The 18,751-nt window shown below is 67.9% G+C and carries 13 protein-coding genes; 10 read left to right on the top strand and 3 right to left on the bottom strand.

What is annotated here, in order from left to right:
• The first annotated feature begins 275 nt into the window (after positions 1-275).
• From C7402_RS11225 to C7402_RS11260, 8 genes are all read left to right on the top strand, one after another.
• On the top strand, positions 276-2,414 hold the full coding sequence (locus tag C7402_RS11225; protein WP_116610693.1) for a D-(-)-3-hydroxybutyrate oligomer hydrolase: 2,139 nt from the start codon (positions 276-278) through the stop codon (positions 2,412-2,414).
• 623 nt (positions 2,415-3,037) lie between these two features.
• The gene (locus C7402_RS11230; protein WP_116610694.1) at positions 3,038-4,159 is read left to right on the top strand and encodes an NADH:flavin oxidoreductase/NADH oxidase; all 1,122 of its coding nucleotides are present in this window, start codon (positions 3,038-3,040) and stop codon (positions 4,157-4,159) included.
• Between the two features lie 281 nt (positions 4,160-4,440).
• Positions 4,441-5,445 (top strand): AraC family transcriptional regulator, encoded by a 1,005-nt coding sequence (locus C7402_RS11235; protein WP_116610695.1) that lies wholly within the window; start codon positions 4,441-4,443, stop codon positions 5,443-5,445.
• Positions 5,446-5,565: 120 nt separating this feature from the next.
• On the top strand, positions 5,566-6,624 hold the full coding sequence (locus tag C7402_RS11240) for an ABC transporter substrate-binding protein (RefSeq protein ID WP_112170396.1): 1,059 nt from the start codon (positions 5,566-5,568) through the stop codon (positions 6,622-6,624).
• Between the two features lie 72 nt (positions 6,625-6,696).
• On the top strand, positions 6,697-7,530 hold the full coding sequence (locus tag C7402_RS11245) for an ATP-binding cassette domain-containing protein (RefSeq protein WP_116610696.1): 834 nt from the start codon (positions 6,697-6,699) through the stop codon (positions 7,528-7,530).
• Between the two features lie 11 nt (positions 7,531-7,541).
• The gene (locus C7402_RS11250; protein ID WP_116610697.1) at positions 7,542-8,849 is read left to right on the top strand and encodes a sugar ABC transporter permease; all 1,308 of its coding nucleotides are present in this window, start codon (positions 7,542-7,544) and stop codon (positions 8,847-8,849) included.
• Between the two features lie 73 nt (positions 8,850-8,922).
• Positions 8,923-9,651, top strand: a complete 729-nt coding sequence (locus tag C7402_RS11255; RefSeq protein ID WP_112170393.1) for an SDR family oxidoreductase — start codon at positions 8,923-8,925, stop codon at positions 9,649-9,651.
• A gap of 56 nt (positions 9,652-9,707) precedes the next feature.
• Positions 9,708-11,336 (top strand): FGGY-family carbohydrate kinase, encoded by a 1,629-nt coding sequence (locus C7402_RS11260; protein WP_116610698.1) that lies wholly within the window; start codon positions 9,708-9,710, stop codon positions 11,334-11,336.
• A 12-nt stretch (positions 11,337-11,348) separates the two neighbouring features.
• On the opposite strand, the gene C7402_RS11265 is transcribed toward C7402_RS11260, so the two are convergent.
• On the bottom strand, positions 11,349-12,602 hold the full coding sequence (locus C7402_RS11265; protein ID WP_112170391.1) for a multidrug effflux MFS transporter: 1,254 nt from the start codon (positions 12,600-12,602) through the stop codon (positions 11,349-11,351).
• A 200-nt stretch (positions 12,603-12,802) separates the two neighbouring features.
• Between C7402_RS11265 and C7402_RS11270 the strand changes: the two genes are divergently transcribed.
• The gene (locus tag C7402_RS11270) at positions 12,803-13,066 is read left to right on the top strand and encodes a DUF6723 family protein (RefSeq protein WP_133254461.1); all 264 of its coding nucleotides are present in this window, start codon (positions 12,803-12,805) and stop codon (positions 13,064-13,066) included.
• 554 nt (positions 13,067-13,620) lie between these two features.
• Positions 13,621-15,003, top strand: coding sequence for a sigma-54 interaction domain-containing protein (locus C7402_RS11275; protein WP_116610699.1), 1,383 nt, complete (start codon positions 13,621-13,623; stop codon positions 15,001-15,003).
• A 34-nt stretch (positions 15,004-15,037) separates the two neighbouring features.
• Here C7402_RS11275 and C7402_RS11280 read toward each other — a convergent pair whose 3' ends face one another.
• On the bottom strand, positions 15,038-15,955 hold the full coding sequence (locus C7402_RS11280) for a DUF6734 family protein (protein WP_116610700.1): 918 nt from the start codon (positions 15,953-15,955) through the stop codon (positions 15,038-15,040).
• 4 nt (positions 15,956-15,959) lie between these two features.
• Complete coding sequence (locus C7402_RS11285) at positions 15,960-18,713, bottom strand: DUF6519 domain-containing protein (protein WP_116610701.1); 2,754 nt, start codon at positions 18,711-18,713, stop codon at positions 15,960-15,962.
• Positions 18,714-18,751: the final 38 nt, after the last annotated feature.

The raw sequence follows: 18,751 nt of genomic DNA on the forward strand, positions 1-18,751 counted from the left end.
CGGCGTTGCGCGAGGTTCGAAAACCTCCTGACTCACCGCGCGCAACGCCTGTCGCTTCACATCCCCCGCTTCATCTCCTCCCTTCACATCCTCCTTCCTTCGCGACATCGTCGCGCCGCTTCGAGCCCCGCGCGCACGCGCTGGCGGGCCGTGTGCAATCTCTCCTGGTATCCGCGATCAGGATGTCCTAATGTCCAGTGGCGCCGCGACGCGGCGCGGCAGAACGGTATTGCCGATGCAGTGCGACTTGTCCCGACAACAAACAAGGAAACACGATGAGAGACACCCCGTTCGCAGTCCGATGTAAAACCGTGCGGCTCGGCGCCGCGATGGCGATAACGGCCGCGGCGCTCGTGCCGGGCGCGCAAGCCGACATGCAGTCAGGCGATCACAACGGCGGCCGCCCCGCGATGAACAGACTGCCGTCGTTCGTGGTGGCGAGCAGCCTGAGAACGACGAGCTACGACGGCATGAGCGACGACCTGCTCACCGCCGGTCTCGGCAAGACCGGCCTGGCGGGCGCGCAACCGGCGATCGGGAACCCGGCTGCGCCAACGGCGGCCGAGTTGCGCAGGCTCGCGATCTGGTCGAACTATCGCGCGCTCGTGGACATGAGCGTGAACGGCGGCTATGGGCGCTTCTGGGGGCCCAACGTCGACCTCTACGGCAACGACACGCTCGGCGAAGGCAAGATCGCGGGCGCGGAATATCTGGCGTATGCCGACGACGGCTCGGGCCGCCAGAACGTCAGCCTCCTCGTTCAGGTGCCGACGAGCTTCGACCCGGCGAACCCCTGCATCGTCACGGCGACGTCGTCGGGTTCGCGCGGCGTGTACGGCGCGATCTCGGCGGCCGGCGAGTGGGGACTCAAGCGCGGCTGCGCGGTCGCATACACCGACAAGGGCTCGGGCAACGGCGCGCACGAATTGATGACCGACGCGGTCACGCTGATCGACGGCCTCACGGCCAACGCCGCAACGGCCGGGCGCACGAGTCTTTTCACCGCGAACGTGCCTGCCGGCGCGCTCGCCGCGTACAACCAGAAGTACCCGAATCGCTATGCGTTCAAGCACGCGCATTCGCAGCAGAATCCGGAAGCGGACTGGGGCAAGGACACGCTCGAAGCCGTGCAGTTCGCGTACTGGGTGCTCAACCAGCAGTTCGGGCCGCGCGTGGACGCGTCGAATCGCGGCGTACGTTACGCGCCCGGCGACATCACGACGATCGCGGCTTCGGTGAGCAACGGCGGCGGCGCGGCGCTCGCGGCGGCCGAGCAGGACCCCGGCAAATGGATCACGGCGGTGGTGGTGGGCGAGCCGCAGATCAACGTGCGCATGCCCGGTGACGCGCAGGTGAGGGAAGGCGGCCAGCGCATCGCCGAAGCGGGCAAGCCGCTCGCCGACTACATGACGCTCGCCAACCTGCTGCAACCTTGCGCGGCGCTCGCGGACGCGGCCACCGGGGCCCCGTACCTCACGGCGCTGCCCGTTGCGTCGACGACCGCGATTCGCGAGGCGCGTTGCGCCTCGCTGGCGGCGGCCGGCTACGTGCACGGCGGCGACACGCAGGCCCAGGCGAACGACGCGCTCGCGCGTCTGCATGCAGCCGGTTACGAAGCCGATTCGGACCTGCTCCAGGCGCCCATGTGGGACTCGCAGGCCGTGCCGGCCGTTGCCGTGACCTACGCGAACGCGTACATGCGCGCGAGCGTGGTGGACAACCTGTGCGGCTTCAGTTTCGGCACGACCAATGCGTCGACGGGAGCCGCGGGCGTCGCGCCCGCCGTCTCGCCCATGCTGACCGTGTTCGGGCTGGGCAACGGCGTGCCGCCCACCAATGGCGTGAGTCTCGTCTACAACGTCACGCCGCCGGGCGGCGCCGATCATCGGCTGGCGACGCCCGACGCGAGCTTCGCGGGCGCGGTGTGCCTGCGCACGCTGTGGACGAACCGCGACCCGCGCATGCGCCAGAGCGTGCAGGCCATCAGCGTGAATGCGAACCTGCACGGCAAGCCCGCCATCATCGTGCAGGGCCGCAGCGACGCGCTGGTGCCGATCAATCATGCCTCGCGCGCGTATCTGGCGGCGAACAGCGAGCGCGAAGGCTCGCGCAGCCAGTTGTCGCTCTACGAGGTGATGAACGGTCAGCACTTCGATGCGTTCCTCGGCGTGCCGGGCTTCGACAACCACTTCGTGCCCGTTCATTACTACAACCTGGAGGCGCTCAACCTGATGTGGAATCATCTGAAGAACGGCACGCCGCTGCCGCCGTCGCAGGTGATCCGCACGATACCGCGCGGCGGCAGTGCGGGCGCCGCGCCTGCGCTGAGCGTGAGCAACCTGCCGTCCATCGTCGCGAATCCGGGCAGCAACGCGATCCAGGTGCGCGACGGCGTGGTGAACGTGCCGCATTGATGAATGCGCAGGCACGCAGCATCCCGATAATGTTGCGCACGCAACAGAGTGGCAAGCGTTGCAGCGTATGCTGAAAAGAAAAACGCCCGGCGCAACGCCGGGCATTTCCTCAAAACAACGCCCATCCGATCAAGCCCTCACGCCCTCTCTTTGCCCGGAACCTGATGTCCGCGCAACGAGCATCCCTTCGTCTCGATCACGAAAAAGAGTGCGATTGCGCCCACCGCGCAGGCGGCCAGTCGAACCATGCGATCGCGTTGCCAAGCGCCGCCACGGCAATCGCCCGGCTTGGCAGCGTGTGCGCGTCGCCGGTGGGCGCGGCGTGCCCCTCGTGCTCGGGGCATGGCGTGTCGTCCCCCAGGGCCCGGCCCGGCGTGGGGGACGGCCATGACTCGGCGTATCGCATAAGACATCCTCGTCCACCTCGTCCAGGAACCGCGGCCCGGGTGGCGCGCTTCTTTTCACGCATTCGCCGCAGTGCGCAAATTTCGCCTAATGTGGGAGTCGACGCGCCGCTTCCACGCCCCGCGTGCGCGCTTGCACACGGGCGGCGGCGCGAGGCGCGCGGCCCACGCGCGCCGCTCATTGCCGGTCTTCCCCGAATCCCCGTCTGGAGGCATGAAATGTCAGCCTTGTTCAGTCCGTTCAAACTCAAGGACGTTACGCTGCGCAACCGCATTGCGGTGCCGCCCATGTGCCAGTACAGCGCCACCGAAGGCGTGACGAATGCGTGGCACCAGGTGCACTATCCGGCCATCGCGCGCGGCGGCGCGGGCCTCGTCATCGTCGAGGCCACGGCGGTGTCGCCCGAAGGCCGCATCACGCCCGCCTGCACGGGCCTGTGGAACGACGGGCAGGCCGAGGGCATGGCGCGCATCGCCGCGTCGATCAAGGCCGAGGGCGCGGTGCCCGGCATCCAGATCGCGCACGCGGGCCGCAAGGCGAGCGCGAACCGGCCGTGGGAGGGCGACGACCACATTCCCGAGGGCGACCCGCGCGCGTGGCAGCCCATCGCGCCTTCGGCCATTGCGTTCGGCGCGAATCTGCCGCGCGTGCCGCGCGCGATGACGCTGGACGATATCGCCCGCGTGAAGCAGGGCTTCGTCGATGCGGCCCAACGCGCGCGTGCGGCGGGCTTCGAATGGCTCGAATTGCACTTCGCGCACGGCTATCTCGCGCAGAGCTTCTTCTCGACGCACTCGAATCAGCGCACCGATGTCTATGGCGGCAGCCTCGAAGGCCGCAGCCGCTTTCTGCTCGAAACGCTGGCGGCCGTGCGCGCGGTGTGGCCGGGCAATCTGCCGCTCACGGCGCGCTTTGGCGTGATCGAGTACGACGGGCGCGACGAAGAAACGCTCACCGAATCGATCGCGCTCACGCGTGCGATGCGCGCCGAAGGGCTCGACTTGCTCAACGTGAGCGTCGGTTTTTCGATTCCAGGCGCGAAGATTCCATGGGGCCCCGCGTTTCTCGCGCCGGTCTCGGCGCGTGTGCGGCGCGACGCGGGCCTGCCGGTTGCGTCGTCGTGGGGCGTGGACATTCCGCGCGTGGCCGAGCGCGTGATCGCCGAGGAGCAGATGGACCTCGCCATGATTGGCCGCGCGCATCTGGCCGATCCGCATTACCCGTACCGGGCCGCGCAGCATCTGAAGATCGAGCGGCCATCGTGGGTGTTGCCCGCGCAGTACGCGTACTGGCTGGAGCGCTATCAACCCGACCCGGCGGCGCGCGATTGCGGCGATTAGCGTGGTGAGTAGTGTGGTGACAGGCGGGTGAAAAGCGCGGCGGCGGTGACATGCGGCAATAGGGCTGTTGCTTTGCACAAAAGTTGACTTTCCATGCCCGCGAACCGGCTAAGGGCTAACCCGAATGCAAAAAAGTATCAGCCGGTAGTCTGATTTTCAGTGGTGAAAGGGGCGCGTCGCGATTACTTTTCAGTCATGGCGGCGCGCTGCCAGGCAGGGATCAAAGAGGCATGGCGCAAGCTGCCGCAAAACAAGAAAAAACCGGTGCAGGAGGAGGACAGATGCAAACCATTGGGGCTGCCACGACGCAGGCGCACACGCCATCGCACACGCAAGCGCACACGAACACGCAAGCGCGCCGGGCCACCCATTCCCAGCCGGACCTGGAACTGGTCGCCGTACCGCGCGACGAGTCGTTCAAGGTCTGGTCGCATGGCTACCCCTATCGCACGGTGCGCTGGCACTTCCATCCCGAGTACGAGATTCACCTCATCACCTCGACCACGGGCAAGTATTTCGTGGGTGATTTCATCGGCGGCTTTGCGCCCGGCAATCTCGTGATGATCGGCCCGAATCTCCCGCACAACTGGGTGAGCAGCGTGCCGCACGACGAGCAGGTGGACGAGCGCTGCCTCGTCCTGCAATTCGACGCGGAATTCATTGCGCGTGCGATGGAGGCGTTTCCCGAGTTCCGGCGCGTCGAGCCGCTGCTCGACGCCTCGCGCTGGGGGCTGCTGTTCACGCCGGAAACGGGCGCGGCGGCCGAACCGATCCTGCGCGAGATGCTGGGCGCGCAAGGCATGCGGCGCGTGACGCTGTTTTTCTCGTTGCTCGACCTGCTCGTGCAGAGCGCGGGGCCCGCGCCGCTCGCGAGCGAGACGTATCGCGCCGACCCCGCGCGCTATGCGGGCACGCGCATCAACCACGTGCTGACGTTCATCGGCAAGAACCTCTCGCAGGAGTTGCGCGAGACCGAACTCGCGGAACTGGCGGGGCAGAGCGTGAGCGCGTTTTCGCGCTATTTCCGCCGCCATACGGGCGTGTCGTTCGTGCGCTATGTGAACCAGTTGCGCATCAATCTGGCTTGCCAGCTCCTGATGTCAGGTGAACTGAGCATCACGGACATCTGCTACCAGGTGGGCTTCAACAACCTCTCGAACTTCAACCGCCAGTTCCTGTTGCTCAAGGACATGTCGCCGTCGCGCTGGCGGGCGTATCAGCAGCTCAATGCCGCGAGCGCGGCGAGCAAGGACGAAACGCTGCACGGCGTCGAAGCATCCGGCTAGCGCCGCGCTTCGCACGCTTTCCTTCACCTGGCACCCTCAGTTCGCCTAAGTTAGCTTCAGTTGTCGCAAGCGCACGGCAGTACCCGCACGGACATTCCACCAAATAGACGGAGACACGCAATGAACAAGCTTCCCACCCGACTGATCGGCGCAGCCGCGCTCTCCCTCGCGCTCGCGGGTATCACGTCGGCCTACGCCGCGCCGAGCGGCACCGTGGCCTTCCTGATGCCCGACCAGGCGTCCACGCGCTACGAGCAGCACGATTTCCCCGGCTTCAAGGCCGAAATGGCGAAGCTTTGCCCCGACTGCAAGGTGCTCTACCAGAACGCCAACGCCGACGCCTCGCAGCAGCAGCAACAGTTCAATTCGGTGATCGCGCAGGGCGCGAAAGTGATCGTGCTCGACCCGGTGGACTCCACGGCGGCCGCCTCGCTCGTACATATGGCGCAGAGTCAGGGCATCAAGGTCATCGCCTATGACCGGCCCGTGCCGTCCACGCCCGCCGACTATTACGTTTCGTTCGACAATGAGGAAATCGGCAAGTCCATTGCGCTCTCGCTCGTGCAGCACCTGAAGGAATCGGGCGTGGCGGCGAGCAAGGGCGGCGTGCTTGAAGTCAACGGCTCGCCCACCGACGCGGCCGCCGGGCTCATCAAGAAGGGCATCCACGAAGGCTTGCAGGGCAGCGGCTACAAGACCCTTTCGGAGTACGACACGCCCGAGTGGGCGCCGCCCAAGGCGCAGCAGTGGGTGAGCGGGCAGATCACGCGCTTCGGCCCGCAGATCGTGGGCGTGGTGGCCGCCAATGACGGCACGGCGGGCGGCACCATCGCGGCGTTCAAGGCCGCGGGCATGAACCCGGTGCCGCCGGTCACGGGCAATGACGCGACCACGGCGGGCCTTCAGCTCATCATCGCGGGCGACCAGTACAACACGATCCTCAAGCCCAGCGAGATCGTGGCGGGCGCGGCGGCGAAGGTGGCCGTGGGCTTCCTCAACGGCCAGCCGGTGAAGGGCGAGACGACGCTCTTCAAGACGCCCTCGCAACTCTTCAAGCCGGCTGTGATCACGCAGAAGAACATCAAGGCCGAAGTGGTGGACAAGGGCTTCGCGAGCACTAAGGATCTGTGCACGGGCCGCTATGCGGACGGTTGCAAGAAGCTCGGCATGGCGAACTGACGCGCGGCTGGAATGCGCGCGAGGGAGCCCGGCGCACGCCGGGTTCCACTGAAACATAGAGGTACTGATTTCATGACTGAGCCATCCACGCAATCCACGCGTTCCACGCATACCTCCACGCGCGCGCAGCCCGGCGAACTGGTGCTGAGCCTGCGCGGCGTTTCGAAGCACTTCGGCGCGGTTTCGGCGCTCACCGACATCGAGCTCGACGTGCATGCGGGCGAGGTGGTCGCCCTCGTGGGCGACAACGGCGCGGGCAAATCGACGCTCGTGAAGATACTTGCGGGCGTGCACCAGCCGAGCGCGGGCACGATCACCTTCGGCGGCCAGAGCGTCACCTTGTCCGATCCGGGCGCGGCGCTCGATCTCGGCATCGCGACGGTGTTCCAGGACCTCGCGCTATGCGAGAACCTGGACGTCGTGGCGAACATCTTCCTCGGCCGCGAGTTGAGCCCCTACCGGCTCGACGAAGTCACCATGGAGGTGAAGGCCTGGACGCTGCTCAACGAGCTTTCGGCACGCATTCCGAGCGTGCGCGACGTGGTCGCGTCGCTCTCGGGCGGCCAGCGGCAGACCGTGGCGATTGCGCGCTCGTTGCTGCTCGACCCCAAGCTCATCATGCTCGACGAGCCCACGGCGGCGCTCGGCGTGGCGCAGACCGCCGAGGTGCTGAACCTGATCGAGCGCGTGCGCGACCGCGGGCACGCCGTCATCATGATCAGCCACAACATGGAGGACGTGCGCGCCGTGGCCGATCGCATCGTCGTGCTGCGCCTCGGGCGCAACAACGGCATTTTCTATCCCGACTCCTCCAATGCGGAACTCGTGGCCGCGATCACGGGCGCGACGGAAAACGCGGTGTCTCGCCGCGCGGGCCGCCGCCAGGCGCAACAGGACGTGCAATGAAAGGAACGATCATGAGCAAGACCATCCATGGCGCTCCGCAGCCCGCCAACCAGGACGCCGCGAAAGACGCCACGAAGGGCGACGCGAAGCCTGACTCGCTGCTCGACCGCAGCGACGTGCGCGTGAAGCATGCGAGCGGCGTGGGCGAAAGCCTGTCCGCCTTCGTGGACCGCGTGCGTTCGGGCGACCTGGGGTCGCTGCCGGTGATCGCGGGCCTCGTCATCATCTGGACCGTGTTCACGAGCCTGAACCCTGTGTTTCTCTCGGCCGACAACCTCGTGAACATGCTGTTCGACTGCTCGACGGTCGGCGTCATCTCGCTTGGCATCGTCTGCGTGCTGCTGGTGGGGCAGATCGATCTCTCGGTGGGGTCGATGAGCGGCTTCGCCTCCGCGCTCGTCGGCACGCTGTGGGTCAACGACGGCTGGCCCGTGCTGCTCGCCATCGTCGCGGCCATCGCGGTGGGCGCGGTGATCGGCGCGCTCTATGCGCTGCTGCTCAACTGGATCGGCATGCCGAGCTTCGTGTCGACGCTGGCGGGCCTGCTCGCCATCCTCGGCATGCAGCTTTACGTGCTCGGCTCGACCGGCTCGATCAACTTGCCCTACGGCTCGACGATGGTGAATTTCGGGCAACTGATGGTCATACCGGCGCTCGTCTCGCACCTCATTGCGCTGCTGCCGGGCCTCGTGCTCCTGCTGCTCGGCATGCGCACGCGCGCGCGCCGTCACGCGGCGCGGCTCTCGGCTTCGTCGGTGGGGAGTCTGATCGCACGCGCGCTCGCCATTACCGTGTTTCTGGAGATCGTGGTGGCTTATCTGAACCGGGGGCGCGGCGTGCCCCTGATGTTCGGCCTGTTCCTCGGCCTGGCGGTCGCCATGCAATATGCGCTCTCGCGCACGCGCTGGGGCCGCTCCATGAACGCCGTGGGCGGCAACCACGAAGCCGCGCGGCGCGCGGGCATCAAGGTGGGCGCGATCTACACGAGCGCCTTCGTGCTGTGCGCGAGCCTGGCCGCGCTCGGCGGCGTGCTCACGGCCGCGCGCCTGGCCTCGGCCAGCCAGCAGGCGGGCACCGGCGACGTGAACCTGAACGCCATCGCGGCGGCCGTGATCGGCGGCACGAGCCTGTTCGGCGGGCGCGGCAGCGCATGGTCGGCAGTGCTTGGCATTATCGTCATTCAGTCGATCGCGAGCGGGCTCACGCTCCTGAATCTGTCGTCGTCGCTGCGCTTCATGATTACCGGCGCCGTGCTCGCCATTGCGGTGATCGTGGATTCGCTCGCCCGCCAGTCGCGCGTCACGCATGGCCGCGCCTGATGGGCCCGGCGTGCCCGGCGTGCCCGATGCACTCGATGCACCGCTGAATTCCGCTTCAAGGAGAGAGTCACCCATGTCCGAATCCATCAAGGGAAAGGTCGCCGCCATTACGGGCGCGGCGTCCGGCATTGGCTTCGCGTGCGCGCGCGCGCTGATCGAAGAAGGCGCGAAGGTCGTGCTGATCGACCGCGCCGAGGACCGGCTCGCGCAGTGCTGCGCGCAACTGGGGCCCAACGCGTTCGCGCTCGCCATGGACTTGCTCAGGCCTGCCGACTATTCGGCCATGCTGCCGAAGATTCTCGATCTCGCGGGGCGTCTCGACATCTTCCACGCGAACGCCGGGGCCTATATCGGCGGCGAGGTGGTGAAGGGCAACCCCGACGACTGGGACCGCATGCTCAACCTCAACATCAACGCCGCGTTCCGCTCGGTGCATGCGGTGCTGCCGCACATGGTCGCGCAGAAGGCGGGCGACATCGTGTTCACGAGTTCCGTGGCGGGCGTGGTGCCGGTGGTGTGGGAGCCGATCTACACGGCCTCCAAATTCGCGGTGCAGGCTTTCGCGCACACCACGCGCCGCCAGGTCGCCCAGCACGGCGTGCGCGTGGGCGCGGTGCTGCCGGGCCCGGTCGTGACGGCCTTGCTCGACGACTGGCCCAAGGCGAAAATGGACGAGGCGCTGGCCCAGGGCAGCCTGATGCAGCCCAACGAAGTGGCCGACGCTGTGGTATTCATGCTCACGCGGCCGCGCAACGTCACCATACGCGACCTCGTGATCCTGCCCAGCAGCGTCGATCTCTAACTCGCCATGGCGCGCGAGCGCGCCGCCGCAACGCCAACCCAACCATGGAACGAGCCATGACCTCAACCAATCCGGCCGGCGGCGCGCGCTACGCCATCGGCGTAGACGTGGGCACCGGCAGCGCCCGCGCGGGCATTTTCGACGCCGTCGGGCGCATGGTGGCGTCGGCCAAGCGCGACATCACCGTGTTCCACGAGAGCGGCGCCATCGTCGAGCAGTCGAGCACCGAGATATGGCACGCCGTGTGCCACGCGGTGAAGGAGGCCATGGCGCAGGCCGCCGTTGCGCCGGAGCGGATCGCGGGCATCGGGTTCGACGCCACTTGTTCGCTCGTGGTGCTGGGCGAGGGCGGCAAGCCGCTGCCGGTCGGCCCCTCCGAAGCGGCCGAGCGCGACATCATCGTGTGGATGGATCATCGCGCGCTGGAGCAGGCCGAGCGCATCAACGCCACGGGCCACGACGTGCTGCGCTTCGTGGGCGGCAAGATCTCGCCCGAGATGGAGACGCCCAAGCTCCTGTGGCTGCTCGAAAATCGCCCGCAGGTGTTCGCGGCGGCATGGCAGTTCTTCGACCTCACCGACTTCCTCACGTGGCGCGCCACGGGCGATGTGGCGCGCTCCACCTGCACCGTCACCTGCAAGTGGACCTATCTCGCGCACGAAAAGCGCTGGGACGAGAGCTACTTTCGCACCGTGGGCCTCGGCGTGCTGGCGGACGAAGGTTTCGCGCGCATCGGCCAGACGATTGTCGAGCCGGGCACGCCGCTTGGCCAGGGCTTGACGCAGGAGGCCGCCGCGCAGCTCGGTCTGCTGCCCGGCACGCCGGTCGCGACGGGCGTGATCGACGCGCATGCGGGCGGCATCGGCACGGTCGGCGCGCAGGGGCGGCCCGAGTCGTGCCTCGCCTATGTGTTCGGCACGTCGTCATGCACGATGACCACGACGCGCGACCCCGTGTTCGTGCCCGGCGTGTGGGGACCGTACTATTCGGCGATGGTCCCGCAGGCGTGGCTCAACGAAGGCGGGCAGTCGGTGGCGGGCGCGGCCATCGAGCGGCTGCTCGCGATGCATCCCCTCGCGTCCGAGGCCGCAAGCCGCGCCGCGCGCGAAGGCCAGTCGCTGCCGGCCATGCTCGCGGCGCTGGCGGGCCAGTGCGAAGAAGGGTTGTCGGGCGCGGTGCGTCTCGCGCACGCTCAAGGCCTGCATGTCGTGCCGGAGTTTCTCGGCAACCGCGCGCCGTTTGCCGATCCGCATGCGCGTGCCGTGATCGCGGGCCTCGGCATGGAGACGGATATGGCGAGTCTCGTCGCGCTCTATGTGGCGGGTATGTGCAGCATTGGCTACGGGCTGCGGCAGATCGTCGAGGTGCAGGCGCAGGCGGGTGCGCCGATCGAGCAGGTGGTGATCAGCGGCGGCGCGGGGCGGCTCGACCTCGTGCGCCAACTGCTTGCGGACGCAACGGGCAAGCCCGTGCTCGCCACGCATGCCGAGGAGCCCGTGCTGCTCGGCGCGGCGATGCTGGGCGGCGTGGCGGGCGGCCTCTACGGGAATGTGCGCGAGGCGATGGCCGCGATGTCGCAGATCAGCAAGGTCTACGCGAGCGCCACGGGCGAGATCGCGGCGCTGCACGACGCGCGCTACCGCGCCTTCACGCAGTTGCAGGACGTGGCGCGCGCGATACGCTAGGCCGCCATGTCGTCACGCGGTGGTCGTGACGCTGGCGGCGGCCTGATTCTGCGCGAGGTGGCGCAAGAGCTTCGTCACCATCGCGACAACCGTGAGCGCGAGCAGCACGAAGAACACCGCGAGCGGCGTGAGCACGTGCACGGAAACAAAACCGGCCAGCCCCATCATCGCCGCCGAAACGAGCAGCAGCGCGCAGCCGAGAATCGCGCTCGTCAAGCCCGCGATATGCGGGAACAGCGAATTGCCCTTGGCCATCAGCGTGGGATACATCGCGCCCGCGCAAAGACCCATCACGAGCACGGGCACGGCGAGCGTCCAGACGCGCAGGCCAACGGTGAGCGAGAGCACGAGCATGGCGATGGCCGCGCCGGCCATCACGCGCGCGCCCAGGCGCAGGCGCTGTTCCGGCGTCGGCATGCGCGGCCCGTGCAGGCGGTTCGACAGGCCGCCGAGGAAATACATGAGGCCGATGCCGAGCGCGAGATAGCCGAAGTAGGTAGGCGGCTTGTGCAGCGTGTTGAGCACCATGAACGGCCCGACGATATTGAACACGAGCAGGATGCTGTAGCACAGGCCCTGGGCGAGAAAGCAGCTCTGGAACACGGGGCTCGCGAGCACCTTGCCCGCGTTCGCGATCAAGGTGCGCGGCTCCAGGTGCACGGGGTGCCGCAAGGTCTCGCGAAAGCGCCACAGCAGCGCCCACATGAAGAGCGAATAGACGAGCAGAAACACGAGGCAGGATTTCCAGCCGAACCACTCCTGCAAATGCGCGCCGATCACCGGGGCCACGATCGGCGCGAGCCCCCAGGTGATCGACATATAGGTGAACGCGTGCATGAGCGCGACGCCCGCGAACGAATCGGTGATGATCGCCTTCGCGAGCAGATTGGTCGCGGCGATGCCGAAGCCCTGAAGGCAGCGCGCGAACACGAACGTCTCCAGGTTCGGCGCGACGAGCGAGAGCACGCAGCCGAGCGTGTAGATCACGAGCCCGAAGGCGAGCACGCGCTTGCGGCCGAAGGCGTCGGCGATCGGCCCGAACACGAGCTGGCCGAGCGCGTAGGCGGCCATATAGACCGACACGCTCGACTGGATCGCCTGTGGCGAGGTCGCGAAGTAGTGCGCCATGGCGGGCAGTGCGGGCACGTAAATGTCGATGGCGAGCTGCCCGGCGGAGGCGAACAGGCAGATCAGCAACAGCAGGAAGCGCGGCGAGTTCGGCGGGCGTGTGGCAATGGCTGGGCTTGCAGGACGATCTTGGTTCATGACTGCTGGAAAAAGGCGGCTGGCGGTGCGGCGGCATCGAACTGTTCGCATATCGAACACTACGTTCGTGCGGCGGCGTAGGCGCGTATTGTGCCTGTTATCGGGAACAACGGCGCGAAAGCCTGGTGCGCGTGGGGGCGGCAGGCGCGCCGCTTGCTGGAATGGCGCGCATCTTGCCCACGGCGACCACGGAGTGCCCCATGCCAGAAAAGAGCCCGAAACCCGCCGCGCGCCGCCCGACCACGGCCGAGGACTACGAGGTCTTCTGTGGCGAGCAGATCGACGGTGCGGGCCGCTACTACGGCGTGTTGCGTATTCGCCGCAGGACCGACGGGCGGCTCATCTATCCGTTCGAAGGCTGCTCGCGGCCGGGGCCGTGCGCGACCGGCGCGCAGGCCCGCGACGTGGCGCTCGCGCTTGCCGACGAATTGATCCGCGCCGACATCGCGTTGCCGGAGGGCTGATTCGCCCTGTCGTGCGTTAAAACCCAAGGCGAAAACCGGGAATTGACGTTTCGAGCGGATTTTGCCACAGGCAATGACGTGTTGCCTGAAAATCGCAATGTAAATGGTTCAGGAAATTTCTGATTTGAAATTAAAGCCCGATAGCCAGAATTCGGCGTAATTAAATTAAATGCGGGTGATTAATTTAATAGCGGGCGCGACTTGTTTATAAACACTGCGCCATCGCCCGGTGACGCGCACCAGGACTGCGTGCGCGCTTTCTGATTGAGGGGCGGAATGGAAATACTTACCGTCTTGAAAGTTGATGGTCTTGTGCTACGCTACATTAATTCCGAAAGAAATGATCATTGTCGCAGTCGCGCGATTATCGACCGGATATTGCGCGGGTGAAGCTGTTGGCGTCATTTAAGCTTCACACAGGCGGCTATCGAACAAGAACCGGTTTGGAGCGGCGAGACGATTCCCGGTATTCCTCACGGTCCGGCGCATGAGCGCCGCGGGTTTCCTCGTCCTGGCGAAAGCCGAACCGCGCTTCGGTCAACGGAAGAAGACAAATGGACAGGCTCAAGTGCGGCGTGAGCGCCGTGGGGGACGCCCAGGCAGCCGGGCGCAATGCCTGGCGAGCGTTGTGCGCGCAACTTGGCGCGCGGCTCGACGTGCTCTGGCTTGCGCCGCAGGAGGCGGGCGGCGCGTGCGACCTGCTCGTGCTCTGCGTCGATGCGGGCGCGCAGGCGCTCGCGGCGAGCCATATCGCGCAACTGCGCAGTGCGAACCCGGCGTGCTGCGTCATCGTCGTGTGCAGCGGCCTGGGCGCTCAGGACGTGGCCGCGCTGCTCGGGGCGGGGGCGTTCGACTTCGTGTGCGCGCCGTATCGCGACGGCGAACCCGGCATGCGCGTGGAGCGGGCGGCCGGGCTGCTCGCGCGGCCCGCGCTCGACGCCTGCGAGGCTATCCGCTGCGCGCGCGCGCACGACCTGATCGGCACGAGCGCGCCGTTCGTGCGCGAACTCGCGCGCTTGCCGCTCACGGCGCGCAGCGACGCGAGCGTGCTGATCCTCGGCGAAACCGGCACCGGCAAGGAGATGTTCGCGCGTGCCATCCACTATCTCTCGCCGCGCGCCGCGCGCGGGCTCGTGGCGGTGAACTGCGGCGCGATTCCCATCGAGCTGATGGAAAGCGAGCTGTTCGGCTGCGCGCGCGGCGCGTACACCTCGGCGCACGCCGCGCGCAGCGGGCTCGTGCGCGAGGCTGAAGGCGGCACGCTGTTTCTCGACGAGATCGACGCATTGCCGCTCGGCGCGCAAACCAAGCTGCTGCGGTTTTTGCAGGAGATGGAATACCGGCCCGTGGGCAGCGACCGGCTCTGGCATGCGGACGTGCGCGTGATCGCCGCGAGCAATCACGACCTGGCCGCGCTCGTGGAACGGGGCGCGTTCCGGCGCGACCTCTACTTTCGGCTGAACGTGCTGAGCCTGAACCTGCCCGCGCTGCGCGAGCGCGCCGAGGACGTGCCCGCGCTCGCCGGCCATTTCGCGCAACTGTGCTGCCGCAAGGCGCGCCGCCCCGCGCTCGGCCTCACCGCGCGCGCCACGCGCAAGCTGCTCGCCTATGCGTGGCCCGGCAATGTGCGCGAGCTGTACAACGTGATCGAGCGCGCCGTGCTCTTTTGCGGCGGCCCCGTGATCGACGCCGACGACCTCGCGCTGCCCGAGCCGCGCGGCCCCGACATCGCGCCCGAATCGTTTCGCGACGCCAAGGCGCGCAGCGTCACGGCGTTCGAGCGCGACTATATCGAGCGGCTGCTCGCCACGCATGCGGGCAACATCACGCAGGCGGCCACGGCGGCGCGCAAGAACCGCCGCGCGTTTTTCGAGCTGATGCGCAAGCACGCCATCGCGCCCGAGCGCTTTCGCCAGAGCGGCCGCGCGGAGGACTGAAACCGGCCCGGCGCGCACGCAAGCGATCGATTGCTCACGCAAACGCGCCTTGCGCGAGCCGTGCGCCGAGCCGCACGCAACGCTCGTAGCAGTCGCGGTCCTCGCCGCGCACGCGCTGTTCGAGCCGCTGCGCGACGGCCGCATTGCGCTTGCTGTCGCCCAGCAGGTGCGTGTAGCCCGCTTGCGCCGCGCGCGCGGGATCGAACGCGCCCGCGAAGTCGGGAAAGAGATAGCGGATGCGCACGCCGTGCCACGGCGAGCCCGGATGCGAGCGGTGATAGTCCACGCAGGCCGCGAGCATCATCTGCTCCACGCGCATGTTGTAGCCGTCCTTGCAGGGAATCTCGCACCATGCGCGGCGGTGCGCGGGGTCGCGCACGAGCCGCAGCGCGCTGTGCGCGTAGTGGCGCAGGAAGCCCACGTCCTGGCCGCCGACCACGCCGCAGTTCTCCTCGCGATAGACCTCCGAGCCGAACGAGCGCGCCCACTCCCACTCCACCGGCAGACTGAGCCCGTGCTTCGCGAACGCGGCCTCGATGTCGCGCGGCGGCGACCAGGTGTCGAGCGGCGGATGCAGTTCGGGGCACTGCGCGAACACGGGCGCGTCGGTCATGTTGCGCGGCAGCGGCTTCCAGAGAAATACATCGCTGTCGATATGGACGAAGGGCGCGTCCTGCACGCTGTACGCGTAGAGCTTGCCGAGCGCCCACCAGCCCGCGTCTTCGTCGCGCAGGGCGTCGAGTTCGGTGCTCACCTGGGAGAACGAAAGACCGAGGTGATCGACGAGGATGGCCTTGCCCGCCGTGTCGGTCACGAGCGCGGTGTCGGGATAGTGCGCGCGCGCCACGCGCAGCGACAGCGCCCACGCGAGCAGATGATGATGGGGCGCGCGCCAGACGCCGCCGCGCCCGGCCAGGTAGGGCTTGCTCCAGAACGACCAGACGGCGCGCATCGCCTTATCCCTTTCCCGACGATTTCGTGCTCGCCCGGCGTGTCGTGGCGCGCTTGATTTTTGTCGCGGCTTTTGTCGTCGCTTGCGGATCGAGCGTCAAGGGCGTGGTCTCGACGGGCTGGCGGCCGCCGCGCCCGCTGATCGTGAACGACGCGCTCTGCGAACTCGCCTGGCCGAGCGCCGAGGGCAGCGAAGCCGTCAACGTGTAGGTGTGCGCCGCGCCCGCGGCGGGCAGCGCGTTGATCGACACGTTCACGCTCACGCTGCTCTCGCCCACGTTCACGGCCACGCTGGAGGGCACGCTCGCCACGTTCGCGTCGCCCGTCAGCGAAAGCTGGAGGGTCGTGGCGGCGACGGCCGCGTAGTTGAGCGTGATGGTGGCCTGCTGCACGATGGGTTGCGTGGTCGCCCCGGGTTTCGTCGCGACGATGGTGGGCGCGCCGTTGACCGACGCGACCACGAGCGCCTGATATGTAAAGGCAACGCTTTGCACGGCCAGCGCGGGATACAGATAGAACCAGCTTTCGAAGTCGCTTGCGCGTGCGCCGTCGCCGCTCGGCAGGCCGAGATCCACGCGCTCGCCGTTGCCCGAAGCGGGCGTGCCGGTTTGCCCGAACGCCTGGCCGTCGAGCCAGATCGGCGCGCCCTGCGCATTGAGCCCGTAGATGGCGTGGCCGGGCAGCTTCACGCGCGCGCGGGCGGGCGCGCCCATTTGCGCGAAGGTGGTGAGCGAGCGGTCGATGACGGCCAGTTCGCTGATCTGGCGTTTTCCCGCGCTTGCGCCTGGCAGCGTCCACGAGAGCGTGTCGCCGTTGAGCGCGACGGCCGAATCGAGAATGAACGGATAGCGCACGACGGTCAGGCCCTGGAGCGACGCCGCGCCCGCCGCAAGGTTGCTGGCCGTGTCTGTCGCGGTGCTGGTCGCGCCGAGCGGCAACGGTGTTTCGAGCGTCACGATGAAGTTCGCGGGCGAGAGCGGCCCGGTGGGCGCGCCGTCGAGCTGCACTTGCAGGCCGTTGGCGACGAGCGTGTCGAAGGTCATCACGTCGTCGTTGGACCAGTTGATGCCGGTGACATGCAGCGCCTGCGCGTTCACGAAGCGGCTCAGGTCGGCAAGGTCCGGGAAGAGGCGGCGGCAGTCGTCGATGAGGAAGGGCGAGTAGTTGGACAGGCGCGCGTCGGAGCGGCGCAAATTCGCGTGGATGCAGGCGAGCGGCGCACGGAAGACGTGCGTGTAATGCGGTGGCTGGAACGGGTTGCCGTCGCTGCCGCAAGGCGGCCAGTCGATCTGGCCGGTGGCCGTGCGCGCCGCGATGGTCCACGCGTCGCCCGCGTAGTAGGCGCCCGCGCCGAAGCACACCTGGATGCCGTTTTCGAGTGCGATCCAGCCCGGGGAGAGCGGCACGCCGCTGGCGCCGGCGCTCGCGCCGCCCTGGTCCCAGCGGCGCATGCGCGCATGGCGCGCGGGGTCGACGCTCTGTACCGTCGTGGTCATGGTGAGCGTCATCGATGGGCGGTCGATCTGCTGGATCTGATAGAGCAGGCCTGGCTGGTCGGGCGTGTCGCCGAACTGGTCGGTGTCGTCGGCGAGTTCGATCCACTGGCCTTCCTGGAAGCCGAGGTTCGCGTCCATGCCGAGGCTCGCCACCTTCACCTTGTTGCCCGACACGCCGAGCACGGCCACCTCGACCGAGCCGTTCTCGCGCGACCACTTGAAGGTGGCCGCGCCGAGCGCGCCGCCGCGCTGGATCTCGATGCGATAGAGCTGGTTTTCGAGGCCCGTATAGCCCGCGGCGGGGATGGGCTGGCAGCCGCAGTCGGCCCCGCCCGTGGAGACCTGGGCGCTCAGCGTGCCGCTGTGCACGGGCGGCGTGGCCGCGTACATCGCGGCGCAACTGCACGTGGCGGGCGATTTCGCAGCGCCGCTGCCCGCCGCCGTGGCCTGGGCGCCGGACGTGGCGCTCGCGCCGCTTTCGAGTGCAAGCGCCGCCGCGAGCGCTGCGGGATTCAGCGCGAGGCCCGCGCTCGCCCGCGCCGCGCTCGTGGTACTCGCGGCGCTTGTACCGCTCGTGCCGCCCGCGAGCGAGAGCGACGCAAGGGCGGCCTCGTCGCGGATCAGCGCCGCGCGCGAGGCCGTGGATTCGAGCGCTTGCGCCTCGCGCGCGCCGAGCAGCGTGAGGCTCGATTGGGTACCCGCTTGCGCGCTGGTCGAGAGCGTCGCGCCGCTTTGCGAGGACGACTGCGAGGACGACTGCGGCGTGACAAGATTCGCCACCACCCGCCACACCGTTTGCAGGCGCACGGTCGTATCGGCCTGGCCGAGCGCGGGCTCGCCCAGGCACGCGTCGTCGAGCGCCGTGACCATGCGCTGCCACACTTCGAGAAACACCTGCACGCAGCCGCCGCCCTGCGTGCGCCACAGCGCTTCGAGCATGCCCGTGAGGTCGGCGGGCGCCATCAGGAACGGCTGCTCGTCGTAGGCGAGCGCGGCATCGTTCTCGCACAGCAGGCCGTGCACGTAATAGCGCCCCGCGCCGATGGAGAGCGTCGTGCCCGCCAGGCTGATCGCGAAGCCCGCGTCGTCCATCGGCGCGCCGTACTCGCCGATCACGTCGATGGTTTCGATGGTGCGGCGGCGCCGGTCGATGAAGCGCTGCTCGTTGTGGTCCGCGTCGAAGGCCACGCGCCCCTGCTGATCGAGGACGTCGGTGTAATGCTGCTGCGGCTCGAAGCGAATACGGCTGAAATCACCTTTCATGGCCTGCTCCTCGTTGCCTCTCGCGTCGCCACGTCTTT

Source organism: Paraburkholderia unamae, assembly GCF_003096875.1.
Classification (GTDB): domain Bacteria; phylum Pseudomonadota; class Gammaproteobacteria; order Burkholderiales; family Burkholderiaceae; genus Paraburkholderia; species Paraburkholderia unamae.

Excerpts from the sequence above, each read along its gene's own strand:
- C7402_RS11260 (WP_116610698.1), top strand. The coding sequence starts at position 9,708 with ATGACCTCAACCAATCCGGCCGGCGGCGCGCGCTACGCCATCGGCGTA.
- C7402_RS11230 (WP_116610694.1), top strand. The coding sequence starts at position 3,038 with ATGTCAGCCTTGTTCAGTCCGTTCAAACTCAAGGACGTTACGCTGCGC.
- C7402_RS11255 (WP_112170393.1), top strand. The coding sequence starts at position 8,923 with ATGTCCGAATCCATCAAGGGAAAGGTCGCCGCCATTACGGGCGCGGCG.
- C7402_RS11265 (WP_112170391.1), bottom strand. The coding sequence starts at position 12,602 with ATGAACCAAGATCGTCCTGCAAGCCCAGCCATTGCCACACGCCCGCCG.
- C7402_RS11235 (WP_116610695.1), top strand. The coding sequence starts at position 4,441 with ATGCAAACCATTGGGGCTGCCACGACGCAGGCGCACACGCCATCGCAC.
- C7402_RS11280 (WP_116610700.1), bottom strand. The coding sequence starts at position 15,955 with ATGCGCGCCGTCTGGTCGTTCTGGAGCAAGCCCTACCTGGCCGGGCGC.
- C7402_RS11225 (WP_116610693.1), top strand. The coding sequence starts at position 276 with ATGAGAGACACCCCGTTCGCAGTCCGATGTAAAACCGTGCGGCTCGGC.
- C7402_RS11275 (WP_116610699.1), top strand. The coding sequence starts at position 13,621 with ATGGACAGGCTCAAGTGCGGCGTGAGCGCCGTGGGGGACGCCCAGGCA.
- C7402_RS11285 (WP_116610701.1), bottom strand. The coding sequence starts at position 18,713 with ATGAAAGGTGATTTCAGCCGTATTCGCTTCGAGCCGCAGCAGCATTAC.
- C7402_RS11240 (WP_112170396.1), top strand. The coding sequence starts at position 5,566 with ATGAACAAGCTTCCCACCCGACTGATCGGCGCAGCCGCGCTCTCCCTC.
- C7402_RS11245 (WP_116610696.1), top strand. The coding sequence starts at position 6,697 with ATGACTGAGCCATCCACGCAATCCACGCGTTCCACGCATACCTCCACG.
- C7402_RS11270 (WP_133254461.1), top strand. The coding sequence starts at position 12,803 with ATGCCAGAAAAGAGCCCGAAACCCGCCGCGCGCCGCCCGACCACGGCC.
- C7402_RS11250 (WP_116610697.1), top strand. The coding sequence starts at position 7,542 with ATGAGCAAGACCATCCATGGCGCTCCGCAGCCCGCCAACCAGGACGCC.